This window comes from Sphingobium sp. TomTYG65, assembly GCF_055395525.1.
In genome coordinates, this window is the sequence record NZ_AP027330.1 from 1,853,220 (window position 1) to 1,878,905 (window position 25,686).

Sequence of the window (25,686 nt, forward strand, 5' to 3'; positions counted from 1 at the left end):
CTCAATCCTCCTTTTGCTTGATGTCGGGAAGGGCCCCACTGCCGCCACGATCGCCCTCCTTGAGCGCCTGAAAGGCGACCTGCCGCTGATGGCGGGCATTTTGCTGGCGTCGGAGCGACTGCGCCCAGGCGGGTGGCCCTTCTGCCGGTTGGCTGGCAACGGGCTCTGCCGCTGCCTTGGCTTCGAAAGCCTCCCGCGCCGCGCTGCGTCCACGCGCGGCGGCCGCCTCCAGGCCGGTAGCCCGGGATGCCTTCTGCCGAAGCGCATTTCCCGCGCTGCGCGCCATGCCGCCGAGGCCAGCGCCGAGGGTGGAGGATCCTGCGGCCGACTGGCCAAGCTGATAGGAGGTGGAAGCCGCAGCGCCCATGCTGGCACCGGCGCGGATCGCGCCCAAAGCGGCTCCGCCTGTCGCGCGCGCCGCGCCGAGCGCCGCGCCGCCGCCGAGCGCGACCGCACCGGCTGCGCCAACGCTCGTCCCGAATGCGGCGCCGGCTCCGAGCTGCGGGGCCCCCGCCACCAGACCCGACGCGATGGCCGGGCCGAACATGCCGAGCCCAAGCAGCGTCAAGGAGGCGAGCACAAGGCTCATGGCCTCGCCGATGTCGGGCTCCTGCCCCTGAAGCCCGCCGGCAAATTCCTCGAAGATATGGCTGCCGATGCCGATGATGACGCTCAGCACCATCACCTTGATGCCGGACGAGATGACGCTTCCCAGGACGCGTTCGGCCAGAAAGCTGGTCCGGTTCCAGAGCGCAAAGGGCACCAGCACGAAACCGGCAAGCGCCGTCAGCTTGAACTCGACGATGCACACGAAAATCTGCACCGCGAGGAGGAAGAAGGCGAGGATCACCAAGAGCCAGGCGAGGAGCAGCACCATGATCGTCAGGAAATTGTCGAAGAAGGTGGTGAAGCCGAGCAGCTTGGAGACCTGATCGAGCAGCGGCCAGGCTGCGGCGAAGCCGGCGCCCGCGAGGCGCCCGGGCTTGAGCAGATCCTCTGCAGCCAGCGTGCCGCCGCCGGCGGCGAGCCCCGCGGCGGCAAAGGAGCGGAAGATGATCTCGCCCAGGCTCGCGAAGTTGTTGAGGATGAATGCAAAGGCGCCAACGGCGAGGATCTTGCGCAGGAAGCGGCCGATCACGTCATCCTCTCCGCCCATCGCCCAGAAGAGGCCGGCAAGGGTGATGTCGATGCCGATCAGCGTGCTGGTGAGAAAAGCGACGTCGCCACCCAAAAGCCCGAACCCGCTGTCGATATAGCGGATGAAGTCCGCGAGGAAGCGGTCGATGACGGTAAGATCATTCATGGACATTCGTCCTTGTGACAGGTCCGCTTGAGGCCGGCCTGGGGAGCGGGACCGACCTCAAGCGGTGGCAGCGGCGGGAGGGGCATGTCGCCGCTGCTCAAGGGCATGCCTCGCGCCTACCGTTGTGGGTAGGCAGAACCCGAGCCGAGAAAACGAGCGGTTGCAGCGCGCGCGTCGATCTGCGCCTGGAGCGCCCGCGCCTGCTCCATCGCCTGGGCGCGATATTGCGCCGCCATCAGGCTCTGCAGCTGGAACTGCTGCTTGGCGGCGAGCGTGAGCAGCTGGTTTGTCGCCTGTCCGACCTGGAGCGCGCCTTGCGCGTCCTGGCTGCGGGCGACGATCGCGCTCAACGTCCGCGCGTCAGCCTCGACATTCTCCACCACCTGCGCCTGGACGGCCATTGTCTGGCGATAGGCCTTCATCTGGGTCTCAAGCCGGGTTCGTGCGGCGACCACCTGTTGATTGAGGGTGAGCGCCCGGCTGAAGTCGGTGGGAAACAGCGCGGCGAACTGCTGGTCGAGCCCGGTCACGCGATATTGGATGCCCTTCGCCTCCCCCATCAGCGCGTCAATCTGGCGCAGCGTCGCGGTAACCGCCTCGATTTCGGGAAAGCTGATCCTGCTGAGATTCTTCGCCTGATTGAGCAAGCTCTGCGCCTCATTCTGGAGCGAGCGGATCTGATTGTTGATCTGGCTCAATGTCCGTGCGGCGGTGAGCAGATTTTGGCTGTAGTTGCTCGGATCGAACACGGTGATGGCGCCGGCAGGCGCGCTGGGCAACAGCACTGGCAACAGGATCCCGGCGCTGAGGACAAGGCGCAGCGCGCCTGCGGCAGCATAGGGGGCAATGGTCCAACGACTGACCTTTGCAGCCTTCTGGCTGTGAATGGACGATGCAGGCATGGCGATCACTCCTAGGGTTGACGGGAGAGCGAGGCGTCGGAGAAGCGGTCGAGCAGCGGCCCCGCCCAATCGAGCCCGGCCTCAGAGAGGAAGCGGACGGCAAAGTCTGACGCGTCATGTTGCGCGAGCAGGGCGTCGATCCGCTTCTGCGTGGCGGGATCGGCGGCGCCGCACAGGGCCAGCGCCACAGGGCCCAAACCCAGTTCGAACAAGCGATTGCCGCGGGCGGACTGGAGATAATAATGACGCTTGGGCGTCGCCCGGCTGATTAGTTCGATCTGCCGGTCATTAAGGCCAAAGCGGGCATAGGCCGCCCGGCCTTGCGGCTCGATGGCCCGGTCATTGGGCAGCAGGATCCGCTGCGGACAGCTTTCGATAATGGCGGGCGCGATGCTGGAGTCAGCGATATCGGCAAGGCTCTGCGTCGCGAAGAGCACCGCGACATTCTTCTTCCTGAGCGTCTTGAGCCACTCGCGGATGCGACCGGCGAAGAGCGGATGATCAAGGAAGATCCAGGCTTCATCGAGGATGAGCAATGTCGGCCGGCCGTCGAACCGCTCCTCAAGCCGGTGGAAGAGATAGGTCAGCACGGGCGCAGCCACGCCAGTCTGGCCCATCAGCGCTTCGGTCTCGAAACAGTGCACGTCGGAAAGGGCCAGCTGCTGTTCTGAAGCATCCAGCAGCCGGCCATGGGGACCGTCCAGCGTATAGGGGGCAAGCGCGGTGCGCAGCGCATTGGACTGAAGCAGCATGGCAAGACCCGTCAGGGTGCGTTCCTCGACCGGGGCTGAAGCGAGGCTGCCGAGCGCGGACCAGAGCGCATCCTTCACGTCGGGCGTCACCAATATTTTCTCATGCGCCAGCAGACTGGCGATCCATTCGGCTGCCCAGCTTCGCTCGTCCGGCCGGTCGATAGCGCGCAGCGGCTGGAAGGCGAGCGCATCCCCCTCCCCTGCCCCGAGCGGATGATGCGCGCCCCCCATCGCCAGCACCGCAGCACGGGCGGACCAGCCCTTGTCGAAGAGGAAGAGCTGCGCGTGCCGATAGCGGCGGAACTGAAGCGCGATCAGCGCCAGAAGCACGGACTTGCCCGCGCCCGTCGGTCCGACAACCAGCATATGGCCGACATCGCCGACATGGGTGGACAGGCGGAAGGGCGTTGACCCGCTGGTCTGCGCATAGAGCAAGGGCGGCCCGCCGAGATGGCGGTTGTCGGCCGGTCCAGCCCAGACCGCCGACAGGGGCATGAGATGGGCGAGGTTCAATGTATGCACGAGCGGCTGGCGGACATTGGCATAGGCCTGGCCCGGCAGCGAGGACAGCCAGGCCTCGACCGCATTGAGGCGCTCGCGCATGCAGGTGAAACCCAGGCCATGCACCACCCGCTCGATAGCGCGAACCTTTTCCTCGGCGCGCGCACGGTCGCTGTCCATGACGGTGATGGTGGTGGTGAGATAGCCAAAGGCGACATGGTCGCCGCCCAGCGCCTGCAGCGCGACATCCGCATCCGCCACCTTATTGTCGGCATCGCTGTCGAGAAGCTGCGTCGGCTGATTGTACATCACTTCCCGCAGCAGCGCGGTGATGGATTTGCGCTTGTTGAACCAATGCCGCCGGATCCGCGTCAGCACCCTGGTGGCGTCGCTTTTGTCGAGCGCGATGAAGCGGGTCATCCAGCGATAGCCAAAATCCTGCGCATCGAGCGCCGACAGCATGGCCGGCCGACTCAGGGCGGGGAAACCGAGGATCGTGAGCGTACGGAGATGCGTGGCCCCGAGCTTGGGCTCAAGGCCACCGGTCAGCGGCGTGTCGGCAAGCAGCGCGTCAAGATAGATGGGGGTCTCGGGCACTCCGACCAGCTGCCGATGGCAGGAGACGGCGCCGTGCAAATAGCTGAGGGTTTCGCCGTCATCGAGCGCCCGCACATGGGGCATGAAGCTCGCAAGCAGGTCGAGCACCCGATCGGTTTCGGCGATGAAGCGGGCAAGATCCGCGCGCCAGTCGCGGCCCTCCCGTCCCGGAGCCCGATCCTCCATCCGCTCCACGAGCGCGCGGCCCGCTTTCTCGCTGCTGTCGCCGGGCGGCAACCACAGAAGCGTGGCATGAAAGACGCTCTCGAAATGCCGCCCCGCGCTTTCAAAGCCGGCGCGCCGCTCCTCATCCACCAGCCAGGAAGCGGCGTCGGGAAAGCGGCTGGAAGGATAGCCAAGCGCCTCGCGCCGCTCGGCTTCGAAGAACAGCGCCCAGCCCGAGCCAAGGCGCTTGAGGACATTATTGGCCCGCGCACAGGTTCCTACCAGTTCGGCCTGGGTCGCGCTTTCCAGGTCCGGTCCCCGAAAGGCGAAGGAACGCTGAAAGCTGCCATCCTTGTTGAGGATGATGCCAGGCGAAACCAGTGCCGCCCAGGGAAGATGATCGGCGAGCCGGTCCGCGCGGGAGCGATATTCGGCAAGGTTCAGCATGAGAGATGCCCCTTCTGCCGCAGGTGGCGCAGCAGCACGGGCGCGAAGTCAGGGTCGCGGCGCGCCGCGAAGACAGCAACGCTGTGGCCCCCCAGCCAGAAAAGGATCCCGACCAGCCATTGCTGAAGACCAAGACCCAGTGCAGCAGCGATCGTCCCGTTCAAGATCGCGATCGCGCGGGGCGCGCCACCCAGCAGAATGGGCGATCCCAGACTGGCATGGATCGGCGTTTCGAACCCCTCGACCGGGGCGGCGTGCGGGACGATCATGCCACCAGCGCTCCGCCGGCAAAACTGAAGAAGCTCAGGAAGAAGGAACTGGCGGCAAAGGCGATCGAGAGGCCGAAGACGATCTGGATCAGCCGCCGGAAGCCGCCCGCCGTCTCGCCAAAGGCCAAGGTCAGACCCGTGGTGATGATGATGATGACCGCGACGATCTTCGCCACCGGCCCCTGGACCGACTCCAGCACCTGTTGGAGTGGCTGTTCCCAAGGCATGCCCGACCCGCTGGCATAAGCCGTGCCGGCCGTCGCGATGCTCAAGCCCAAGGCGATACAGGCAGCCAGGGCATGGCGGCGGAGAGACAAGCAGATAAAGGACATGATCAGGCTCCTTCCCTATGCGGGCAAGCGTCGGTGATGAGATCGATGAGGCGGTAGGCGCCGTCGGGATCGATTCCGGCGACCCGCACAATGGTCTCGACGCGCCGCTCGGCGCCGCGGCCGGCGATGTAGACAATGAGGTCGATGGCGTCGGCGATCAGCGGACGCGGTACCGTCACCACCGCTTCCTGGATCAGCTGCTCCAGGCGGTAGAGAGAGGAGGAGGCGCTGTTCGCGTGGATGGTGGCGATGCCGCCAGGATGGCCCGTATTCCAGGCCTTGAGCATCTCCAGCGCCTCCGGCCCGCGCACTTCGCCGACAATGATGCGGTCAGGGCGCAGCCGGAGGGTCGAGCGGACGAGGTCGCCCATGGTCACCGCCCCCGGTCGGGTGCGCAGCGCCACCGTGTCAGCGGCAGGCGACTGCAGCTCGCGCGTGTCCTCGATCAGGATCAAGCGCTCGTCGCCTTGTGCCATTTCGGCGAGCAAGGCATTGGCGAGCGTGGTCTTGCCCGAGCTGGTCCCGCCCGCGACGAGGATGTTGCGGCGGGCGGCGACCGCCTCCCGCAGCAGCCGCGCCACCTCGCTCGCCATGATGCCGTCAGCGACGTAGTCGTTCAGCCGGTAGATGCGGGCCGCGGGCTTGCGGATCGAGAAACAGGGGCCCGTGGAAACAGGCGGCAGCAGCCCCTCGAACCGTTCGCCCGCGCCAGAACCATGGGACGGCAGCTCGGCTGAGACGATCGGATGTTCGCGGTCGATTTCGAGGCGGGCATGCGATGCGACCAGGCGGATGATCCGCTCGACCTCGGCCGCGCCCACCCGCACCTCGGTATCGGTCCGACCCTCACCCAGAATATCGACGCGCAGCGCGCCGTCCGGATTGACCATGATCTCGATGACGCGAGGATCTGAAAGGGCCGCGGCGATCGCCGGCCCCATCGCCGTGCGCAACATGCCGCGGCGGCGGGTGTCGGAACCCGGGACAGCTTCAGGTATCAAGACGGTGTTTCTCATGCCAGACCTCTTTACTCGCAGCCAACCTGGTCTTTGTTCTCGCGCGCACACGATCAAACGGCCCTTCAGTCGCACCCTTGAGATTGCGGTGGGCGAGGAGATGCGGCAGCGGTTCCATGAAGCGCCTCACATCCCAGGAATGACGCCGCGATCGGCGCTCTCGTTGATCGCATAGCCGCGGGCGAGCGGACTGAGGCCTTGGGCCTGATCCATGACGCGCTTGTCGGCCGCGACATCCTGATCATCGTCTAGGAGGTGCACGTCGCCAGCATCGGCTGGGTCGGCACGCTGCTCAGACTGCTCTGCAAGGCCAGGGTGACGCTGCTGCTCCATGCCGCCACCCTCTTCGTCTCCGATCCACTCTTCTGCCGGCCGCAGCCGGTTGTCGGGTCCGCGAACATGATCAGACCAGTCATCAACCTGCGGTTTCGGAGAGTCCGCATAGCGCACCAGCGCCGAAGCCAGCCTCGGGGCGGGCGCAAGGCGGCGCGTGAAATTGCTGTCGCGATAATAGCGCAGCTTGCGCGCCCGGATCGGCGGGACGCCGGCGACCAGCACCAGTTCGTCCTCGGCGGGCAGCTGCATCACTTCGCCTGGCGTCAGGAGCTGACGCGCAGTCTCCTGTCGGCTGACCATCACATGGGCAAGCCAGGGCGCAAGGCGATGTCCGGCATAGTTGCGCATCGCGCGCTGCTCGGTCGCGGTGCCAAGGGCGTCCGAGATCCGCTTCGCCGTCCGCTCGTCATTGGTCGCAAAAGCTACGCGGACATGACAATTGTCGAGGATTGCATTATGCTCGCCATAGGCCTTGTCGATCTGGTTGAGGCTCTGGGCGATCAGAAAGGCGCGGATGCCATAGCCCGCCATGAAGGCAAGACTTGTCTCGAAGAAGTCGAGGCGGCCGAGCGCCGGAAATTCATCAAGCATCAGAAGAAGCTTGTGCCCTGACGCTCCCTTACCCACGTCGTCGAGCTTCTCGGTGAGGCGGCGACCAATCTGGTTGAGGATGAGACGGACCAGCGGTTTTGTGCGGCTGATATCCGAGGGCGGAATGACCAGGTAGAGAGAACAGGGGCGCTCGCCTTCGATCAGGTCAGCGATACGCCAGTCGCAGCGGGAAGTGACCGCCGCAACGGTCGGGTCGCGATAGAGGCCGAGGAAGGACATGGCAGTGGAGAGCACGCCGGATCGCTCATTCTCGCTCTTGTTGAGCAGCTCGCGCGCGGCCGAGGCGACCACCGGGTGAACCTGCGGATGCTGCTCATCGCCCAAATGATTGGTGGCCATCATCTGCCGCAGGGTTGCGACAAAGCCGCGCTGCGGGTCCGAGAGAAATGTCGCGACCCGGGCGAGTGTCTTTTCCTCCTCCGCATAAAGTATGTGGAGGATCGCGCCCACCAGCAGCGAATGGCTGGTCTTTTCCCAATGGTTGCGGCGTTCAAGCGCACCCTCGGGATCGACGAGAATATCGGCGATATTCTGAACGTCGCGCACCTCCTCCAGACCGCGGCGGACCTCCAGCAGCGGGTTATAATGGGCTGACGCAAGATCCGTGGGACTGAAGAGGAGACAGTGGGAGAAGCGGCTGCGCCAGCCTGCGGTCAGCGCCCAATTCTCCCCCTTGATGTCGTGAATGACGGCCGAACCCGTCCAGGACAGCAGGGTTGGAACCACAAGGCCCACCCCCTTGCCCGAGCGTGTCGGGGCAAAGGCCATGACATGTTCCGGACCATCATGACGCAGATAGCGTCCGCGAAACGTTCCAAGCATGACGCCTGCGTCGCAGTGCAGCCCGGCGCGGCCGATCTCGCGCTCGCTGGCCCACCGCGCGGATCCGTAGGTCGTGACGCGGCGCGACTGCCGCGCGCGCCACAGAGAGCCGAAGATGGCGGCGCCGCAGCCAACAAAACCGCTCGCCGCCGCAAGCGCGCCTGCCTTGTCAAAGACAAGCGGCGCGTAGGCGTCATAATGGAACCACCAGCCGAATAACGCCCATGGGCGATAGATCGGCGTCTCACCCAGAAGGAACCAGGGCGGCCCCAATTGCGGCTGATAGGCGAGCATTGCAGCCGCCCATTGCGTCCCGGCCGATAGCCCCACGAGGACGATCATGACCACTATCAGGATCTGACCGAGCAACAATTTGGTGGGCGTCATCATGAGGCTCCCGCCCCCTTGCAGGATCGGCTGGGGCGGCCTTACAATCCCTTACGGATGTGGAAGTTTGAAGGATGCTGATGGGGGCTGAAGGGCTCGCGCGGGTTCACGCGGTACGAAACCGCGAGCCTCAGGGGGAAGCCCAGCTGTCGTGTCCGCACTGCGACGAGTTTTAGAGAATGTTACTGCAGGCAAACTGGCCTAGGCGGCCTGGGCGAGGCTTTCGATCCGGCGTTCGCAAGCCTCCCGCACGAGGCTCTGCAGCAGGGCGACGCGCTGCGCAATCCAGTCCAATTCTTTCTGGGTGATATGGTATGCACGCGAATAGCGGGCCTTGATATACGCGTCGCGCAGCAGCGCATAGCAGCGCTTCTCGAACCGACTTTCGCGCGGCCAGACAGTTTTAAGCGACGGGTCCAACTCCTCGGCCAGATCGCGCAGCCGATTTAGATTATGGCTCTTGGGGCTATACAAAGTGCGGACTAAGAATAAGCAGTGATAGAAGCGCTCAGTGGCTTGGTGGAAAAGGAACGCCGCTTCCTTGTTCCATCGACGTGCCGCATTATCCGTCGCGTTGATCAAGAAGCGTTCCGCACTCTCGAACCATTCATCGAAATAGTCCTGCGTCTCCTTCAGCGCCTGATCCGGCGATAGTGGCTGCGGCTCGACAAAAGGGTGGTTCGGCTCCTCGAACAAGCCGATGCCATCGCGCAAAATATCCATGAAAAAGTAGCGCCCGAGCCGCAGCTTATCATTCACATCATCCAAGCTGTGATAGATGAGGCTAACCGGCGTGCGCAGGATCGTGCCCGCCGAAAGGTCGGCGAGAAGCTGCGCCTCCGTCTTTTCCCAGAATTCGGCAATGTCGGTGAGATCATCATGATTGACGACCACCAGCAGATCATAATCGGAGTAATAACGGCCCACCGGATCTTCGACCCAGTCGCCTCGCGCATAGCTGCCGAACAGTATGATCTTGAGCAGCTTGCCCTCGCGATAGCGCGGCTGAGTGCGCTGCGCCTTGGCCCGCGCGAACCCCGCTTGCACGGTCTCGACCACATGCGCGAGCTCGCGCTGCTTGCCTTCGGGCAGATGATTGAGGCTTGTCCTCATGCGCGTAAGAATCGCGGTTTTTACTCGCAATGCCAAGAGGAAAACCAAAATGCTTCCGAGGTGTTCGCCTTGCACCAAAATCATTGTGAGTGAAACTGGCCCCAGCGAACCCAAGTCCGATCGTGAAGTACAGAGGTTTAGACTGAACCCACTGCTTGGGTACACCCGAACATGAGACTCCGCGCGGTAGAGAGGATCGTCCACCGAGAACCAACTTGCTCCAAGTTGCTAACTCTCAGGTCCTTTACAGACTACGCGCGGGAAACGCTGCGCGCGATGACGAGATGGCGAATTACGGGACTATCAACGGCAATGTGTATCTGAGCGAAGGCGACGATTGCTTCACCCATGGCCTGCGTGCCACCCAGAACGGTATCGTCGATTGGCGGCCCGGGCTCCGACGCGCCGATCATCGACGTCAGCAGCGGCGGCCTCCTGGATCAGGCGATGCTCGACAAGATCGTCAGCTTCGAAAGCGAGTCGCTCACCAGCCAATGGCACGATCACCACCAATGGCCTGCTCAGCATCGACAGCCTGATCCTACGCGACGCGCAGCTGACGCTGGACGTGGGCCAAACGCCGCAAACCGCCAGCGATACCAGCACCGTCTTTGCCGAGGGCACGAACAGCCTCACCAATCTCGTAACCATCAAAGGCGCGCTGAGCTTCGCGGGCGGCACGAACAGCTTCATCAATCGGGGCGGCATCGCCGGTCCCGTCACGCTGGGCAGCGGCAGCAACAGCTTCACCGTCAGTGCGGGGGCCTCTGTCGACGGCCCAGTCATCGCCAACGGCAGCGACGATCTGCTGATCCTGGCGACGGGCGGCACGGACGCCGCCCCGCAGGAACTGCGCGTCGCTGGGTTCACCGGCTTCGAACACACCCGTCAGGACAGTGGCACGCTGGCCCTATCAGGCGATTTCACGACCGGCGCGCTGACGATCGCGGCCGGCCATGGTTCGCCCGAGTCGCGCCTGAGTCCATGGCTCTCCGCCGGTGTTCTGCACCAACTAAGCGGCAACCGGACATGGGCGGTGACGGCCTATGCGGGGGTGCCCGATGAAATGACCGTCCCCGGCGTGCACCGCAGCGGCACGCTCGCCACCGTGAAAGCAGGCGCAAGTGTGAAGCTATCGCAAATGGCGGCTCTCTTCTTTGGAGCAGACAGTGAATTTGGGGCGGATAGCAATGGGCATGGCGCCACATTGGGGGGTCAGGATCCGCTTCTGAGGAATGAAACGCTCATGCCTAGCGCGACATGGTTACGCACGATATGCGCCCGCAACTCTGTCCTTGCGTTCATCCCCGTGGCGGGCGCATTTTTCTACATTGAAACGGGTTCAGCGCTGAACGTGAATGTCGGCCACACCCCTGCCAGAAGGCCGAAACTTGCGCCCCGAACCGCGCGAAGCCGGACGCATGGTCCCCAGCTTCGCGCTTACATCAAGGCTGAGGCGCAGGGTCATTCTTGCAGCCATAGACGATCACCCTCGACCCTCGTTTGAACTGTTCATAATCATTCTGAGCGAAATTCAAGACGTGAACATCGGCAAACCCGAAATGACGCATTAGAAACACCAAGCCGTTCAACGACGGAATGAGCGCGATATCTGTGGAGCCGCCTTCACGGGACGTGGGATAGTCGGGAGAGATCGCAAACACGCCTTCCACGCTGCGCATCCAGTTATAGGAGCCGTCTTCAATCGGCCCACGGATGTCGTAGGGCATGATCTGCGTCTCGATCAGAATATGCTTGCGGCTCAGTCGAGAACTCAAGCGCAGGACGTGTAGCGGATTTTCGACATGATAGAGCAGGCCATATAGCAGAACGAAATCAGCCCTCTCTTCCTCCTCAAGGGTCGCCTTCTGCAGGTCCACCTGGCCGAATTCGACATTCTGGACGTCCTTGGCCCTGGCAATCAGGCGCGCCGCGACAATGCTCTCCTCGCGGATTTCCATTCCCTTCACCGCCGCGAAGTGACGCGCCAGTTCCAGACTGAAAAACCCCTCATGCGAGGCCAGATCGATCGCGAGGGTCCGATCCTGCGGTGGCACGCGCTGCTCGATCACCTCCCGCAACTTGTTGAGACGGGTCTCGTGGATGACCGCCACAGCGGGGGGAATGTCACATTCGGTCCGACTGCCGTCGGGCAGATCGAATTCATAGAACCATTTTCTACCCTTAACCTCTTCGAGGTCGGTCATGCTATTCTCCCTCTTGTCCTGATGCGATCCATGGGGGGCGAAGGGCGCCGGGACGTCCCTCCCTTCGGCCCAGGCGATGAAGCCGGAAACGTCGCCGCTGAGAAGGCGATGCAGGCCGGCATCGATCCGGTCCTTCGGCCAGTTCCACCAGGCGATCGATAACAGGGCCTCGATCTCGGCCGGAGGAAAGCGCATCCGGATCAGCTTCGCGGGGTTGCCGCCGACGATGGCGTAGGGCGGTACATCGCGGGTGACCATCGCTCCGGCCGCGATGATGGCGCCATCGCCGACCACGACACCCGACAATATAGTGCTGCCCGCGCCGATCCAGACGTCGTTGCCGATCACCACATCGCCGTTAGTCGAGGGATGCCCCGCTATCTCCGCAGCGACAGGCCAGTCGTCAAGGACGCTGAAGGGGTAAGTTGTGACCCAGTCAGCGCGATGATTGCCTCCCAGGAACAGCGTCACGCCCTCGGCTATCGAGCAAAAGCAGCCGACCTTCAGCTTCGCCGCCTCCCCCCACCATCGCACGGCAGGGACGCCATAACTGAACTCCCCGACCTGCGACCCTGTCACGGCGATCAGATCCGCCAATGCGTCCCGCGTAAAGACAACCATTCCGCTCCGCCCCCACGCGACCAGCCACGACGAAAGAAATTTGAACGGCCAACGAGAAAGAAGCCGCCGAGCCTGCCTCCCTTTATCGGCAAGCGCGGGCTGACGCCATATGCATCATCAGCCTGCCAACATTCAGCGGCGTCCCTGGGTATGGTATCGCAAGGTGGTGCAATGCCCCGCGAAAGCGGCCAGATCGAAGGGCCTCCGCACGGGCGCGATGGCAGGCATTGTCGGTGATGATCGATTACGCAGCCAACGGAGCCGGGAGAAACGGTCGAGCGGCCGGCCTATGGTGGCGCGGGAAGGGACGGCGCGCTTCTTCCGACCTTGGCAAGATTGTCCGCATCAACAAACGCTATGCAGCGCACCGCATCCTTTGTACGGGCGCTCTCAAGGGCTATCGTCAATTTGGGAAGTGGTAAATGGTGTGCAACGGGCGAGCGTTCGAACGCAGCTTCGAAGTAGGGAACTGGACGGACGGTGATATCTGTGTCGATCTGCCTCGCTCCGCATGCCTGCTGCTTCAACCTACCCCTTCGGCCAATCAGATTAGCCTGGAGTTTCAAAGCCTCGACCGCGACGCCTACCGATATTTTCCCTTTCTTGTACAGGTGATGGTGAATGGGACACTCGCGCATTGTTTCGAGGTTGAGGAGGAACGTGAGACGCATCGGATCGACCTGACCGTTCCTGCCGTCGGACGTGGTCCGTTGCGCGTCGAAATTCTGTCCGAAGTGGGGCCCCGGAGTTCCGGCCCCGATGGCCAGGAAACGGTGGTCCGCCTCGTAAAGATGCGTTGCGGCCTTGGCCCCGTGTCCCGACGGTCGGGATTTTCGTCCAGGTCCGCTGCTCTTCCCACCCGTGATTTTTTCGACGCACCCGCGGCCCAGCCGATCTTCGTCATCGGTTCCTATCGGTCGGGTACCAGCATTGCCACCTGGGCGCTGGGCCAGCATCCCAACATCACGCCGCTCGAAGAGACCAACTGGCTGACAATGCTCTATCTGAGCGCGGTGTCCGCCTATGAGATGGCGCAGAAAGACCAGGGTTCGGCCCCAGACATCTATAATCTCGACAAGGCCGATTTTCTGCGTTGGCAGGGGTGGTCGATCGACCAGCTGCATCGCGCCATGAGCGACAGGCGAATTCGCGAAGTCGATACCATGCGCATCGGCCGGATGGACGAAGGCTATGATCACCGCTTCGCCCTACGCCGGTCGCCTTCCGCGCCCAAGAAGCGGTGGGTCGATGGAACGCCGGAAAATACGGGGATGGCCCTGGGCCTCGCGCGCATGTTCGAGCGCGCGCAATTCATCTTCATGCTGCGCGATCCCCGGCAGGTGATCCGGTCCCTGATGAAGCACTCCAACGCTGGCGGTGTCGATCAATCGGCATCAGAGGCAGTACGGATATGGGAGACCATGTCCAAAAACGGCTATGAAACGCTTCAGCGGCTGGGGCCGGCCCGCGTCATGCTGACCCCGTTCGACCTGCTCCAGAAAGAGCCCGCCCGGCTGGTTCGCCAGTGGTTCGATTTCCTGGATGAGCCCGGTTACGCGCAGGCCGCCCGGACGATGGGAAAGACCATCAACAGTTCGGGGGATACGAGCGGGGTGGGCGACAACATTCTCGAGCAGGAGGAATGGTCTCGCCTCGACACGCTTTATCGGGGAATGTTGGAAGGAGAGCCGATGGACAAACTCCCCTGGACCGACGCGGCTTGGCCATTCGAAGAGCGCGAGCGCCATTTCACGACGCAGTTAAAGGCTTGTATCGGCGGTTGAGGCCGCATCCAAATCGAAGACGATGGATTAAACCTAAATCCTCCAGGTGAACGCTCATGAACGTTCGTCGATTAAAATAGACGACTCACCTCATGATTCATAGTGATTGCCCCTCATATTGCTGCCATAAGGCGCTCCATTTAATCATCTGCGTGATTCAAAGGGGCAAAATGAAACTCGTATCCAGCGACCGCTATGGCGTCGTGTCGCTTCCGTATCTGTTCAATCACGAACGATACCCATGCATGATCCTGTCAGACGAAGCACCGATCCGGGGCTTCCTCAGTCATGGACAGTCTTGGCGCTGCCACACCTTGCCGCTTTCGATCGAGACCGTCCTGCGTTCCGCAGGCAACGGCCACGCTCTCGCACTGCGCACGGGTGGCCGCAACGAATTTTTGGCGCCGGTTGGGACGGAGTATTTTGCCAGCATCGCCAATGATTTTTACAATCTAGGGACTGAGGTCACGTCTAATGGCGAGCCTCAGAATGCGGGCGGCAACATCGGCTGGTCGGCCGCCCAGAATCTACTCTCATTCGGCCGCCGCGCGGGCTTGCCGGAGCGACATGCCCTTGATATTTGCGGCGCCTATGCCGGCCAGATGTGGCCGGCACTCAAGCCAGGTGGCTCAATGGATGCAGGCGGCAAGGTTTGGCATCCCTGGACAGCGCTGCTCATGTATAAGGCCAAAGCCGAGCAAATCGCGCATCGCTACGGTAAGAAGATCCGTTGGGAGGGATTTGGCTGGACGCATGGAGCCTATGACGACGACAAGCCAGATCAGGAGGGCAACTTCAACTATGCTGTGGTGTTGAAGGAGCTTATCGACGCCATCGAGGCGGAAGATTTCAACGGTGACGGGTCGATCATCCCCATCTTCATCGACCAGACGGCGCCAATGTCACGCCGCACAAAAAGCGAAGACAACATCTTGCGCCAACTTACCTTCGCGCTGGAGCATAGCGATCGCGTTCACTTCATCGGGCCACGCTATCCTTACGCCTTCATTGACGATGTCCATCACACCGGCGACGCGAATTTCCGCATTGGTGAGCTTGAAGGATACGTAAAGCACCTGGTTCTCGATTTGAAGGAGAAGTGGGAGCCCTTCTACATCAAGGACGTGCGCGTTGATGGCAAACATATCATCGCCGACCTTTCCACGCCGCCCGGGTTTGGCCGGGTCGAAATTGATGACAGATCTTTGGTCGAAAAGCAGGTTCAGCATGGTCTACGGATGAAGAATACGGCCGCCGATGAAGAAGTTCGACTGAATAACATCCGCATCGACGGCGATACGATCGTTTGCGACATCGACGAGACGCTGGAACCGGGGATCGATTACGAATTCACCTATGCCTTCTACGGTAAAGGCGCCGTGGCTGGTGAAGGCGACGCACACCGCAACGTTACCCGCCCCGGCTATTCCGGAGTCAGAGGTAATGTGAGGCGGCTAGGTCCGATCTCCAACGTCTTCACAGACGAAACCGTTGATGTCTATCTCGCCGCAACTCGGCACATCATCTCGACTCAGCCTAAATCTCGCTCACGTTTCTCTCTTTTCTCCTGAGAGATTGTTCCGTGCGGGGCCATTACGCGCTGGCGCCGCCGATCAATTGTGCAGTTGAAATCAAAAGGGCTCTCCACCTCTCCAAAATGGCAGCCTCTGTGGATCAGCCACACTCTTTATCCGACCAGCGAGATGCGCGTCGAAATCAGCCTAATCCCCTCCTGGACGATTTCGGGGGCGCATCGGTTGGGCAGATCCGGCCACCGCGCATCCAGTGCGCCGCAAAGTTCATCGCGCATCCGCTTGATGACCGCGTCATCGATACCGCTCCTGTCCAGCATCGCAAGGCAGCTCGCATCCTCGAACGTCAACGGCATTGTGAGCAGGTCCGATGGCAGGAAATCGGCGACGCCCATCCGCAGCCCTATGAGAGGAGCGGCGATGGTGCCAGGCATTGACAGGTCCATGTCCAGCATGGCTTCCCAGTTCAGTCCCGCTAGACTGATCCTGCCGCTCCCCGTTTCGACCTGGCCGGTCAAACCGATCGTGAAGGAGGATTGCAGGCCGTCTACATATTCCCGCAAAGCGTGGCAATAGAGCGGGTTTCGCAGCAGAAAGCCGTAGATCTGCTTCGACAGCTCAGGATCGCCATGCTGAAGCCCAGGATTGACGGAGAAGAACGCTTCCGCGCAGGGCGATGTCTGCCGGAAGGGTGAGAAGAACAGGATCTGTTCGGTATTGAGCAGGCAGTGGTTGCGCACATACCATAGATCATGATGGGCGATCGATCGCAGATCCCTCGCTCTGCCAGCGAACATCATGTCGTTGACGAAGAAGGGCTGGAACAGATTGACCCCGGTCACCAGAAGCCTGTCGGAGAGGGGGGAACCCTTGCCGACCGGGCGCTGGCCGGTGATGCGTCGGGTCACATCCCTTATGTCGAAGTCGAGCGCAACCTTGTCCGTGCGGCTTTTGAGCACCCAGTTGTCGGGATGAATGCGCGACAGGCCGTAGTGGAGGTTCTTGGCCTGGTGCAAGGTATAGCCGAAGGACTTGATCAGTGGCTCCTCGGACAGCACCACGTCGATGCCTTCGGCCGCCATGGCCTGCAAGAGGTCCCGATGCGCGCCAAGATCGCTGGTCCAGCCCGAAAAGACGATCTCGGCGACCGCCTCCTGCCGCCGCCATTCCAGGTAGCGTTCGAGGTCCCGTTCGAAGCCCGCACGATCTCGTAACTGGCCGCAAATCAGCAGCGACACCCTGTCCATCGCATCCCCCAATGAAAATCCGTCAGCCCGACCGGCGCCGCGTCCGTCAATTGCTCAACGAATTTTCCAAGCTGAGGATCGGGAAGATCGACGAGGAAATAAGGTTGACGAATTTCTGGATGTCGGAGATCGGCGCGGTCGAGACATAGAGAATGTCCTTGTCGCGCATCGGGAAGTTACGCGCGGCGAAGAAGGTGGCGGCATCGCGCAGATTGACCCGATAGATGACTGGCACGCGGCCATCCGCGTCCAGGCTCACGCGTACTGGCCCTTTCGCCGTGTTGCGCACCGGATTGCGGGGATCAAGGCCCAGCAGCCGCGGATCCTCCAAGCGGAAGATGAAGGCGCCCGAAGGATTGGCCCTCTGCTCATCCAGGCCACCCGAGCGGCCCAGCGCTTCGGCCAGGGTCACGCCCGTCGCCTCGAACGGCACTTCTTTGTTCTGCCCGGTCGCGCCCAGCACAGTGAAGCTGAGCGGCTGATAATAAGCGGTGACGACGTCGCCTGGCGCCAACATGACATTTTCCAGCGGATTGCGGATCACCGTTTCCAGCGGCATCGACGCAACCGTGCCGCTGCGGCTCAGCTGAACCGTCATCTTGTTGACGGGCTCGCGCGTGCCGCCGGCCTGGGCTAAGGCGTCAAGGATGCGCTCACCCTTGGCGGTCAGTTCCACCATGCCGCTCTTGGCGACTTCGCCGACCACCGTCGCCGTTCGGGTGGCGTTGCGGGAAAAGGCGACGTCGACCTGCGGCAGATGCGCCTTGCCCCGCAGACGGCGGACAATTTCCTGCGCCACCTCCTGCGTGGAGCGGCCAGCGGCCTCGATCCGGCCGGCGAAGGGCACGGTGATGAAGCCATCGTCATTAACCACCTGATCGGGCATCGAGCTGGACCGGGCGGTAGTCGAATTGCCCGCCTGCGACAATGCCGACATATTGTCGGAATAGCTGCGCCCGCCCAGGCTCGATGAGCCGAACAGCGCAGCGGGCGGCGCTTCCCAGATCGTGATCGCAAGCGTATCGCCGCGTCCGATCACCGTTCCCACGGGCCGCGCCCCGCCCATGGTGTCCGCGAAAGTGGGCGTGCCGCTGACCGACCGGGCGCGGTTGGCAAGGTCCATCGTCAGGTCGAGAAGATAGGCGGGCGCGCCGCCCTTTTGCTGGCCAACCCGCTCAATCGCATGCGTGGACGGTCCTGCCCCGCCCATGGCGCTACAGGCCGAAAGGGTCGCGCAGACACCGGCGAGCACAATCGGCAAGATCGTCCGGCGACGCAGAACGGCAGCCGGGCAAAACGTCTGGTTCAAATGAAACTTCCCTTAATTTCGGCGCCGTTACGACCGATCTGGCACGTTGATTAAATATCGCATTCAATGCCGCGTTGTTAGCTGCTCGCGATCCCCAGTGAAAGCCCCGATCACGATAAGCGCGCAAAGAGATTGGCGATCCGAGCCTGATACAGTTCGGGTGAAAATCGCCCTGCCTGCTCCAAGCCCTCTCGCTCCATGTCCCGACGGCCATCGGGATTTGCATCGACCAGGCGGATTGCTTGACTGATCGAGTCGATCGACCGCGGGTCCACCAGCAGGCCAGCCTTGCCAACAATTTCCGGCAAGGCGGAAACATCGGAGGCGACGACCGCCGTGCCCAGCGCCATCGATTCCAGCACCGGCAGGCCGAAACCTTCATAAAGGCTGGGAAACAGCGTCGCGCGCGCGCGCCGGATCAGTTCCACCAGTGACTCACGCGGCAGATAATCCTGAAGAATGACCCCCGACAGCGGGTCTCGCGCCAGAGCCTGAAGCCGGCGGCGCTCGGCTTCGCACCCCCACCCGCCGGCCGCGACGACGAGCAGCGGCGTGTCCACGCCGCTGCGCGCATAGGCGTCCAGCAGGCGACCCACATTCTTCTTCGGTTCGATCGCGCCGAAGAAGAGAAAATAGCCCTTGTCTACCAGTTTCCATCGGTTGAGCACAGGGTTCGGTAGAAGCGCTGCCGTATCCGCGGGATCGAACGGCTGATAGCAGTTGGTGACCTGTTCTTCGGCCACATCGAACATTGCGATGATGTCGCGGCGGGAACATTCCGATACGGTAACAATGTGCTCGCCCCGGCGTGCGATGGCAGCGCAGATACGGCGATATTCCTCCACGCCATTCTTCACCATCGCCGGGAAGAGGAGCGGCACGAGATCGTGGATGGTGTAGATATTGCGGGCGCCGGGCACGAACAGAGGCAAGGGATAGGTCCAGTGCGCGATATCGATGCCGGGGATGTGGACGGGCGTGAACCGTCCAGTCCGTCGAAAGGCGCCCTTGGCGGCGCGGAACAAGCGGGACCGGTTCCACACCGCATCAACGGGGGGATAGCGGTGGGGCGCCACGGCCAGAGTCCCATCCGCGCGCGCGGGGTGAAATCCCAAGGGCGCCCTCATGAAATCGGCGATCTTCCGCAACTCTCGACCCAGCGGGGTCAGACTGCCGGACGCCGGCGACGCCTCCTCGCCGAACAGCAGATGCGCCTCATGGCCCAGCCCGCGCACGGCTCTTACGAAGGCGCGTCCGTAAGTGGCGACTCCCGTGCCATGCGGCAACGCCATATTGTAACCGTCGGTGATGATTTTCATGCCGCCCCAATCGCCCCTTATGCAATGGACCGGGGGCATGCGCGCCTGCAGGTCGCCAGACAGGCCGCTCTATAGCGCAGCCTACAAGGTCCTGACCAGACAGATGATATTCGGTGGCCGCCCGAATATAAGGAGTAGCGCAGCGATCTGACGGCGGCTATCCGACAGTTTCTCTCTTTTGTTGGAACAGACAGGCGCCAGTGCAGATTCAACGCTTCGACATCCCGGATGTCGTTCATTTCGAACCCAGGAAGTTCGGCGACCATCGCGGCTATTTCTCGGAAATATTCCGGCAGGACTGGTTCATCGAGAATATCGGCCAATATGATCTGGTTCAGGAAAACCAGTCGCTCAGCACCACGGCCGGCACGGTGCGCGGCCTGCATTTCCAGACCGCTCCGTTCGTACAGGGCAAGCTGGTGCGGTGCCTGTCGGGTGCGCTGATTGACGCCATCGTCGACATCCGCCACGGGTCGCCGACGTTCGGACAGTGGATGAGCGTGGAACTGACGGCCGAGCGTGGCAACCAGCTCTGGGTTCCGCCGGGCTTTGCCCACGGTTTCTGCACGCTCCGGCCCGACACCATATTATGTTACAAGGTCACCGCCTACTACAGCGCGGGAAATGACAAGGGCCTCGCCTGGGATGATCCCGCGATCGGCATAAACTGGCCCACGATCGCGGATTCGCACCTGCTTTCGCCCAAAGACAAGGTTCAGCCCAAGCTGGCGGAGTTGCCACCTTATTTCACATATGGAGCCTGTTGATCAGATGCGCGTCGTTGTTACGGGGGGAGCAGGTTTCATCGGCTCGGCTGTGGTTCGTCACCTGGTGCTCGAACGGGGCTATGAGGTTCTGAATTTCGACAAGCTGACCTATGCCGGATATCTGCCCTCGCTGCGCAAGGTGGATGGAAGCGGCCTCTATCGCTTCGTTCAGGCCGATATCTGCGACGCGGCGGCCGTAACGAAGGCGATCGGCGATTTCCGTCCCCACCGCATCATGCATCTGGCGGCCGAAAGCCATGTCGACCGCTCCATCACCGGCGCGGCCGAGTTCGTCCGGACCAATGTCCTGGGTACCTTTACCCTGCTGGAAGGCGCGCGGGCCTATTGGAACAACCTCTCCGAACCGGATCGGTCCGCCTTTCGCTTCCTCCATGTTTCGACCGACGAAGTCTACGGCTCACTGGGCGAACAGGGGCTGTTCGAGGAAAGCACCCCCTACGACCCCAGTTCTCCCTATTCCGCTTCCAAGGCGTCGTCGGATCATCTGGCTAAGGCGTGGGAGCGGACTTACGGCCTGCCGGTTGTCGTCTCCAACTGCTCGAACAATTACGGTCCCTATCATTTTCCTGAAAAGCTCATTCCGCTCACCATCCTGAATGCCCTCGCGCACAAGCCCTTGCCGGTCTATGGCAAGGGCGAGAATGTCCGCGACTGGCTGTTCGTGGAGGATCATGCCCGCGCGCTCGACCTTATCGCGGAACAGGGACGTCCGGGCGAGACCTACAATGTCGGCGGCCGCAATGAGCGGCGGAACATCGACGTGGTCAAGACGATCTGCGCTATCCTGGATGAGTTGCAGCCGGCCGACACACCATATGGCGACCTGATCAGCTTCGTGACGGACCGGCCGGGTCACGATTCGCGCTATGCGATTGACGCGACCAAACTGGAAAGCGAGTTGGGCTGGAAGGCGCTTGAGAATTTTGACAGCGGCATCCGCAAAACGGTAAGATGGTATCTCGAAAATGACTGGTGGTGGCGCCCGTTGCGCGACCGCTATGACGGCGAGCGCCTAGGCACCATCATCCCGACCGCGACAGAGGCGCAACCATGATCCGGATGGCCGTCACCGGCCTTCAGGGACAGGTGGTGACGTCGCTGATCGAACGCGCGAGAACGGCCGGTGCGGTCGAAATCGTCGCGCTTGGAAGGCCCGAACTCGATCTGGCCGATGCCCCGAGCATCGACCGGGCGCTGACCAGGGCGGGGGCCGACATCATCGTCTCGGCCGCCGCCTATACCGCCGTCGATCGCGCGGAGAGCGAACCGGATCTGGCGATGGCCGTGAACGGCGCGGCACCGGGCCTGATCGCCGCCACTGCTGCCAGGCTGGCCGTGCCGGTCATCCATCTCTCGACTGACTATGTGTTCGATGGCGCCAAGGCCGAACCCTATTGGGAAGAGGACGCTGTCAATCCGCTTGGTGCCTACGGCCGGTCGAAGCTAGCCGGCGAGCAGGCGGTGCAACAGGCGACGGCCGATTACGCCATCCTCCGCACCGCATGGGTATACAGCCCGTTCGGCGCGAATTTCGTAAAGACCATGCTGCGGCTCGCCGCGGATCGGGACGCGATCAACGTCGTTGCGGATCAGCAGGGGTCGCCAACCAATGCTCTTGATATTGCCGATGCAGTGATCGCGGTCGCTCGTCAGATGCTCGACCATCCGGGCGATCCAGACAAGCGCGGAGTTTTTCATCTGAGCGGCACCGGCTATACCGATTGGGCGAGCTTCGCCGAGGCCATTGTCACAGCTTCCGCCGCGCGGGGCGGCCCGGAGGTGCATGTCAATCGCATCACAACGAGTGAATATCCGACAGCGGCGCCCCGTCCGGCCAATTCTCGGCTCAACACCGAGAAGCTGGGCAGACATTTCGGCATAGCGATGCCCGACTGGCGCACCTCGCTTTCCCCCGTCGTTCAACGCCTGCTCGCCTGACAACGCGCTCACCAATTTTTTTGGAGATGACATGAAGGGAATCATTCTGGCTGGCGGCAGCGGCACGCGCCTTTATCCGATCACCCAGGCGGTGTCCAAGCAGCTGATCCCGGTCTACGACAAGCCGATGATCTATTATCCTTTGAGCACATTGATGCTGGCGGGGATAAGAGAGGTGCTGATCATCACCACCCCGCATGATCTGGCTCAGTTTCAAAAGCTGATCGGCGACGGCTCGCAATGGGGGATGAACATCGAATATGCCTCCCAGCCTAGCCCCGACGGGCTTGCGCAGGCGTTCATTATCGGGGCCGAATTCATCGGTGGTGGCTCATGCTGTCTGGTTCTGGGCGACAATATTTTCTTCGGTCACGGTTTGCCGGAACTGATGGCATCGGCCGCGCGCCGAACGCAGGGCGCCTCGGTATTCGCCTATCATGTCGCCGATCCGGAACGCTATGGGGTCGTCGAATTCGATCCCGCGATGCGCGCCGTCAGCATTGAGGAAAAGCCGGAAAATCCCAAGTCCAACTGGGCCGTGACCGGCCTCTATTTCTACGACGAGCAGGTGGTGGATATCGCCGCCAATCTCAAACCTTCGCCGCGTGGCGAACTGGAGATTACCGACGTCAATCGCCATTATCTCGAGCAGGGCACGCTCAATGTCGAATTGATGGGTCGCGGCTACGCCTGGCTCGACACCGGGACCCCCGACAGCTTGCTGGAAGCGTCGGAATTTGTCGGGACATTGGAAAAACGGCAGGGCTTCAAGATCTGCTGTCCCGACGAGATCGCCTTCCATCGGGGCTTCATCGATCACGAGGGGTTGGAAAGGATCATTGTCCGGCTGGGCAAAAGCCCCTATGGGCAATATCTACGCCGGATCGCGCAGGAAAAGGTCAGAGCCCCCGCTTTTCCTGGTTGATGATGAAGGCAGGGGCTGCCCGGACAGCCCCTGCCTTGCTACGGATTTAAAGCGCGATGCGGGCCAGTTCCCCATACGCACAACTGATATGATAGAGCGAACTGCCAGGCGCGAGTTCCTCGATCCAGCCGCCTTCAGGTGTCAGCTTGTCCCGCCAAAGCCCCGGCATCGCTACATCCAGATAGAGGTCCAGCCCGGCGGCGGCGGCGGCGGCTTCGGACGCTTCCGCTTCGCTCCCGAGCCGACGATAGCGGGCCACGGCAGCCTTGGTGCGTTCCGTCTGCGGCCATAGGCGGGCAGCGCCGTTATGGACAGTGCCGTCGGTCAGCACTTCATTGATCGTAACGCCGCGCCGGGCGCAAATGCCGGTAGAGCGGGCGAAATGGGTCAGACGGTCGGAAATGACCGGACCATCCGCCCACCCGAGCAAAGCGAGGATTTCGAACAGCCATGCCCATTCAAGGCAATGGCCCGGCTCGACGATCCGCCCAGCCAATCCGTCGGCCGGAGTCCAATCGTCCTGAAAATATTCCAGCAACGCGCCCGTTTCGCCATCCATGAAATGCGCCTTGCACAGCGTGCCGATGGTGACCGCCGCATCCATGAAGCGCTGCCGTTTGCTTGCTTCGGCCAGGGCGATGAAGGCTTCGAACAGATGCATGTGCGGATTTTGTCGCCGCACGCTGGAGTCGACCAGTTCGCCTTCAGTAAATCCGCCAAGGGGGTGCGCCCATTCGGCCTCCAGCAGGTCGAGCAGGCGCTCGGCTTCGTCGAACAGGGCCGGCCGATCCAGCGCCTCGCCCGCCTTGGCCAAAGCCAGCAGAATGAACGCCTGGTCATAGAGGTCGGCGCGACTGTCGAGATGCGCCGCATCCCCGGTCAGGCGATGAACGAAGAAGCCGTCCGGCCTGCGGGCTTTCGCGAGCAGGGTATCCACCGTTTCTCCAACCAACGCCCGCCAAGGGCCGGTCCAGCCCATTTCTCCCGCCTCGATGAACGAAAAAACGTGGCGGGCCTGCACGAAGGTGCGAAAATAAGTGGCGTCGGGCACCCCCGCGAGCGTCATTCGCTCGGCAAACAGGCCGCTGGCGGTGCGCCCGCGCCCGGCCCATAGAGGCGCAGCCACGTTCAGCAGCCAGTCGCGCGCGCGGGTTGCGGCGCGCTGCATCTCGGCTCCCGGGCCTGTTACGTCCAAAGTCATTCCATGGTCCCCAAAGAAGCAGTATCATCGACCGTGCAGTCACGGCCTTCAAGAAGCGCGGCGATGAAAGCGCGCAGGTCACCGCCGGCAAAGCGGACAGAGCCGAGCCCGGCCGCTGTGGCGGCGGCGATATCGCTCTCCTGATCTCCCACCATCAGGCTTTTCGGACGATTCACCGACCAATGATCCATCAGGTCGAGAAGCATGCCGGGTGCGGGCTTGCGCCAATCATGAACGGCACGATAGGCATCCAGCGCACCTTCGGGATGATAGGGGCAGTAGCGCCAATCGTCGATCCAGGCTCCTTCCTCGCGCAACTCCCCTGATATCCAGCGGTGGAGCGCCTTTACATCCTCCTCACTGTAAAAGCCGCGCGCCACCCCCGCCTGGTTTGTGACGACGAACACATAATAGCCCAGATCATTCATCATCCGAATCGCCTGTTTCGCGCCATCGGTCCAGCGGAACCGCTCGATCGATCCGACATAGGCGTCGTCATGATTGAGGACGCCGTCGCGATCGAGGAAGAGCGCCGGCCGACGCCGCTGCGCGGGAATTTCCACCTGCGCGGCTTCGTAGGTTTCCGGGACGCCGATATCGATGAAATAGCCTTTATAGACCTGGGCGCGCAGTTGCCCACGTTTGACCAGTGTGGGAAGCAGATCCTGCTCCAGCGAGAATTTGCCGGAAAAGCCGTCGAGATCGGACTTGCCGAAGCAATAGACGCCCGCATTTATGAGGCAATGATCGCCACCTGCCTCGCCCCTGGGCAAGATCGCGGTGACATGACCGTCCGCCTCCAGCCGCAGGCTTTCATAGCGGTCGGCTACCGGCACACGCCGCGCCGCGACCGCCGCGGCCCCGTTCCGTTCAGCCAAGAGCGTCAGGTCGAGCCAATTGAAATCGAACCAAGTATCGCCGTTCAGCAGTATGAACCTTTCGTCAAGCAACGGCAGGGCGTGGATGAGCGCGCCGCCGGTGCCCATTGGCTCGGGCTCGATCGAAACGGTCACGCTGTGATCGTCCGGCAATCGGGCCTGCAGTTCCTCGGCATAGCGCGTCACTACCTCCGACCGATATCCGGCCAGCAGCAGGAATTTGCGAAAGCCGCGCCTTGTTGCTTCCCTCACCAGCACGTCGAGAAAGGGCGCCCCTGCAGCCGGCAGAAGCGGCTTGGGCGTCTCGCGTGTGAGTTCGCCCAGCCGCGTGCCAAGGCCACCCAGCAGGATCACACATTGATCGATCATGACGGCTTCATTCC

The 25,686-nt window shown here is 62.3% G+C and carries 21 protein-coding genes; 7 read left to right on the forward strand and 14 right to left on the reverse strand.

Annotation, left to right across the window (positions count from 1 at the left end; genetic code table 11):
* Window position 1: 1 nt before the first annotated feature.
* The 8 genes from trbL to ACZ5Y5_RS09155 form a co-directional block, all read right to left on the reverse strand.
* Window positions 2-1,303 (reverse strand): P-type conjugative transfer protein TrbL, encoded by a 1,302-nt coding sequence (trbL, locus tag ACZ5Y5_RS09120; protein WP_464808334.1) that lies wholly within the window; start codon window positions 1,301-1,303, stop codon window positions 2-4.
* A gap of 116 nt (window positions 1,304-1,419) precedes the next feature.
* On the reverse strand, window positions 1,420-2,205 hold the full coding sequence (gene trbJ, locus ACZ5Y5_RS09125) for a P-type conjugative transfer protein TrbJ (RefSeq protein ID WP_464808335.1): 786 nt from the start codon (window positions 2,203-2,205) through the stop codon (window positions 1,420-1,422).
* An 11-nt stretch (window positions 2,206-2,216) separates the two neighbouring features.
* Window positions 2,217-4,667 carry a conjugal transfer protein TrbE gene (gene trbE, locus ACZ5Y5_RS09130; protein WP_464808336.1) on the reverse strand — a complete coding sequence of 817 codons (2,451 nt, stop codon included), beginning with the start codon at window positions 4,665-4,667 and terminating at the stop codon, window positions 2,217-2,219.
* Window positions 4,661-4,936 (reverse strand): VirB3 family type IV secretion system protein, encoded by a 276-nt coding sequence (locus ACZ5Y5_RS09135; RefSeq protein WP_464808337.1) that lies wholly within the window; start codon window positions 4,934-4,936, stop codon window positions 4,661-4,663. Before ACZ5Y5_RS09135 ends, trbE begins: the two co-directional genes overlap by 7 nt.
* The gene (locus tag ACZ5Y5_RS09140) at window positions 4,933-5,268 is read right to left on the reverse strand and encodes a TrbC/VirB2 family type IV secretion system protein (RefSeq protein ID WP_464808338.1); all 336 of its coding nucleotides are present in this window, start codon (window positions 5,266-5,268) and stop codon (window positions 4,933-4,935) included. Before ACZ5Y5_RS09140 ends, ACZ5Y5_RS09135 begins: the two co-directional genes overlap by 4 nt.
* Window positions 5,269-5,270: 2 nt before the next feature.
* On the reverse strand, window positions 5,271-6,284 hold the full coding sequence (gene trbB / locus ACZ5Y5_RS09145) for a P-type conjugative transfer ATPase TrbB (protein WP_464808339.1): 1,014 nt from the start codon (window positions 6,282-6,284) through the stop codon (window positions 5,271-5,273).
* 126 nt (window positions 6,285-6,410) lie between these two features.
* Window positions 6,411-8,441 carry a conjugal transfer protein TraG gene (locus ACZ5Y5_RS09150; protein ID WP_464808340.1) on the reverse strand — a complete coding sequence of 677 codons (2,031 nt, stop codon included), beginning with the start codon at window positions 8,439-8,441 and terminating at the stop codon, window positions 6,411-6,413.
* Between the two features lie 201 nt (window positions 8,442-8,642).
* Window positions 8,643-9,638: a HEPN domain-containing protein gene (locus ACZ5Y5_RS09155; RefSeq protein WP_464808341.1), complete on the reverse strand. Its 996-nt coding sequence runs from the start codon at window positions 9,636-9,638 to the stop codon at window positions 8,643-8,645.
* 298 nt (window positions 9,639-9,936) lie between these two features.
* On the opposite strand from ACZ5Y5_RS09155, the gene ACZ5Y5_RS09160 reads away from it, so the two are divergent.
* The gene (locus tag ACZ5Y5_RS09160) at window positions 9,937-11,061 is read left to right on the forward strand and encodes a hypothetical protein (RefSeq protein WP_464808342.1); all 1,125 of its coding nucleotides are present in this window, start codon (window positions 9,937-9,939) and stop codon (window positions 11,059-11,061) included.
* On the opposite strand, the gene ACZ5Y5_RS09165 is transcribed toward ACZ5Y5_RS09160, so the two are convergent.
* Window positions 11,000-12,382 carry a methyltransferase domain-containing protein gene (locus ACZ5Y5_RS09165; RefSeq protein WP_464808343.1) on the reverse strand — a complete coding sequence of 461 codons (1,383 nt, stop codon included), beginning with the start codon at window positions 12,380-12,382 and terminating at the stop codon, window positions 11,000-11,002. The two genes, ACZ5Y5_RS09160 and ACZ5Y5_RS09165, sit on opposite strands and share 62 nt — an antisense overlap.
* Window positions 12,383-12,804: 422 nt before the next feature.
* Between ACZ5Y5_RS09165 and ACZ5Y5_RS09170 the strand changes: the two genes are divergently transcribed.
* Together ACZ5Y5_RS09170 and ACZ5Y5_RS09175 are read left to right on the forward strand one after the other, a co-directional pair.
* Window positions 12,805-14,166 (forward strand): sulfotransferase family protein, encoded by a 1,362-nt coding sequence (locus ACZ5Y5_RS09170; protein ID WP_464808344.1) that lies wholly within the window; start codon window positions 12,805-12,807, stop codon window positions 14,164-14,166.
* A 170-nt stretch (window positions 14,167-14,336) separates the two neighbouring features.
* The gene (locus tag ACZ5Y5_RS09175) at window positions 14,337-15,737 is read left to right on the forward strand and encodes a hypothetical protein (RefSeq protein ID WP_464808345.1); all 1,401 of its coding nucleotides are present in this window, start codon (window positions 14,337-14,339) and stop codon (window positions 15,735-15,737) included.
* 116 nt (window positions 15,738-15,853) lie between these two features.
* Here the strand turns inward: ACZ5Y5_RS09175 and ACZ5Y5_RS09180 are convergent, their stop codons facing one another.
* From ACZ5Y5_RS09180 to ACZ5Y5_RS09190, 3 genes are all read right to left on the reverse strand, one after another.
* Window positions 15,854-16,945 (reverse strand): hypothetical protein, encoded by a 1,092-nt coding sequence (locus tag ACZ5Y5_RS09180; RefSeq protein WP_464808346.1) that lies wholly within the window; start codon window positions 16,943-16,945, stop codon window positions 15,854-15,856.
* Window positions 16,946-16,991: 46 nt separating this feature from the next.
* On the reverse strand, window positions 16,992-18,254 hold the full coding sequence (locus ACZ5Y5_RS09185) for a polysaccharide biosynthesis/export family protein (RefSeq protein ID WP_464808347.1): 1,263 nt from the start codon (window positions 18,252-18,254) through the stop codon (window positions 16,992-16,994).
* Window positions 18,255-18,364: 110 nt separating this feature from the next.
* The gene (locus tag ACZ5Y5_RS09190; RefSeq protein ID WP_464808348.1) at window positions 18,365-19,573 is read right to left on the reverse strand and encodes a glycosyltransferase family 4 protein; all 1,209 of its coding nucleotides are present in this window, start codon (window positions 19,571-19,573) and stop codon (window positions 18,365-18,367) included.
* A 200-nt stretch (window positions 19,574-19,773) separates the two neighbouring features.
* On the opposite strand from ACZ5Y5_RS09190, the gene rfbC reads away from it, so the two are divergent.
* The 4 genes from rfbC to rfbA are packed head-to-tail and all read left to right on the forward strand — an operon-like array spanning window position 19,774 to window position 23,224.
* Window positions 19,774-20,340, forward strand: a complete 567-nt coding sequence (gene rfbC / locus ACZ5Y5_RS09195) for a dTDP-4-dehydrorhamnose 3,5-epimerase (RefSeq protein WP_464808349.1) — start codon at window positions 19,774-19,776, stop codon at window positions 20,338-20,340.
* A gap of 4 nt (window positions 20,341-20,344) precedes the next feature.
* A complete protein-coding gene (gene rfbB / locus ACZ5Y5_RS09200; RefSeq protein ID WP_464808350.1) occupies window positions 20,345-21,415 on the forward strand; it encodes a dTDP-glucose 4,6-dehydratase in 1,071 nt (356 codons plus the stop codon).
* Window positions 21,415-22,299, forward strand: a complete 885-nt coding sequence (gene rfbD, locus ACZ5Y5_RS09205; protein WP_464810508.1) for a dTDP-4-dehydrorhamnose reductase — start codon at window positions 21,415-21,417, stop codon at window positions 22,297-22,299. Before rfbB ends, rfbD begins: the two co-directional genes overlap by 1 nt.
* A 31-nt stretch (window positions 22,300-22,330) precedes the next feature.
* Window positions 22,331-23,224: a glucose-1-phosphate thymidylyltransferase RfbA gene (gene rfbA / locus ACZ5Y5_RS09210; protein ID WP_464808351.1), complete on the forward strand. Its 894-nt coding sequence runs from the start codon at window positions 22,331-22,333 to the stop codon at window positions 23,222-23,224.
* Window positions 23,225-23,270: 46 nt separating this feature from the next.
* Here rfbA and ACZ5Y5_RS09215 read toward each other — a convergent pair whose 3' ends face one another.
* The gene (locus ACZ5Y5_RS09215; protein WP_464808352.1) at window positions 23,271-24,392 is read right to left on the reverse strand and encodes an AGE family epimerase/isomerase; all 1,122 of its coding nucleotides are present in this window, start codon (window positions 24,390-24,392) and stop codon (window positions 23,271-23,273) included.
* A gap of 29 nt (window positions 24,393-24,421) precedes the next feature.
* Window positions 24,422-25,672, reverse strand: a complete 1,251-nt coding sequence (locus ACZ5Y5_RS09220; RefSeq protein ID WP_464808353.1) for an HAD-IIIA family hydrolase — start codon at window positions 25,670-25,672, stop codon at window positions 24,422-24,424.
* Window positions 25,673-25,686: the final 14 nt, after the last annotated feature.

What these genes read in the sequence shown, in the direction of transcription:
- ACZ5Y5_RS09155 (WP_464808341.1), bottom strand. Translation starts at nt 9,638, where the DNA reads ATGATTTTGGTGCAAGGCGAACACCTCGGAAGCATTTTGGTTTTCCTC.
- ACZ5Y5_RS09140 (WP_464808338.1), bottom strand. Translation starts at nt 5,268, where the DNA reads ATGTCCTTTATCTGCTTGTCTCTCCGCCGCCATGCCCTGGCTGCCTGT.
- ACZ5Y5_RS09165 (WP_464808343.1), bottom strand. Translation starts at nt 12,382, where the DNA reads ATGGTTGTCTTTACGCGGGACGCATTGGCGGATCTGATCGCCGTGACA.
- ACZ5Y5_RS09170 (WP_464808344.1), top strand. Translation starts at nt 12,805, where the DNA reads ATGGTGTGCAACGGGCGAGCGTTCGAACGCAGCTTCGAAGTAGGGAAC.
- ACZ5Y5_RS09215 (WP_464808352.1), bottom strand. Translation starts at nt 24,392, where the DNA reads ATGCAGCGCGCCGCAACCCGCGCGCGCGACTGGCTGCTGAACGTGGCT.
- ACZ5Y5_RS09180 (WP_464808346.1), bottom strand. Translation starts at nt 16,945, where the DNA reads ATGGACAGGGTGTCGCTGCTGATTTGCGGCCAGTTACGAGATCGTGCG.
- ACZ5Y5_RS09135 (WP_464808337.1), bottom strand. Translation starts at nt 4,936, where the DNA reads ATGATCGTCCCGCACGCCGCCCCGGTCGAGGGGTTCGAAACGCCGATC.
- trbL (WP_464808334.1), bottom strand. Translation starts at nt 1,303, where the DNA reads ATGAATGATCTTACCGTCATCGACCGCTTCCTCGCGGACTTCATCCGC.
- trbE (WP_464808336.1), bottom strand. Translation starts at nt 4,667, where the DNA reads ATGCTGAACCTTGCCGAATATCGCTCCCGCGCGGACCGGCTCGCCGAT.
- trbB (WP_464808339.1), bottom strand. Translation starts at nt 6,284, where the DNA reads ATGAGAAACACCGTCTTGATACCTGAAGCTGTCCCGGGTTCCGACACC.
- rfbB (WP_464808350.1), top strand. Translation starts at nt 20,345, where the DNA reads ATGCGCGTCGTTGTTACGGGGGGAGCAGGTTTCATCGGCTCGGCTGTG.
- rfbA (WP_464808351.1), top strand. Translation starts at nt 22,331, where the DNA reads ATGAAGGGAATCATTCTGGCTGGCGGCAGCGGCACGCGCCTTTATCCG.
- ACZ5Y5_RS09175 (WP_464808345.1), top strand. Translation starts at nt 14,337, where the DNA reads ATGAAACTCGTATCCAGCGACCGCTATGGCGTCGTGTCGCTTCCGTAT.
- ACZ5Y5_RS09150 (WP_464808340.1), bottom strand. Translation starts at nt 8,441, where the DNA reads ATGACGCCCACCAAATTGTTGCTCGGTCAGATCCTGATAGTGGTCATG.
- ACZ5Y5_RS09220 (WP_464808353.1), bottom strand. Translation starts at nt 25,672, where the DNA reads ATGATCGATCAATGTGTGATCCTGCTGGGTGGCCTTGGCACGCGGCTG.
- ACZ5Y5_RS09190 (WP_464808348.1), bottom strand. Translation starts at nt 19,573, where the DNA reads ATGAAAATCATCACCGACGGTTACAATATGGCGTTGCCGCATGGCACG.
- trbJ (WP_464808335.1), bottom strand. Translation starts at nt 2,205, where the DNA reads ATGCCTGCATCGTCCATTCACAGCCAGAAGGCTGCAAAGGTCAGTCGT.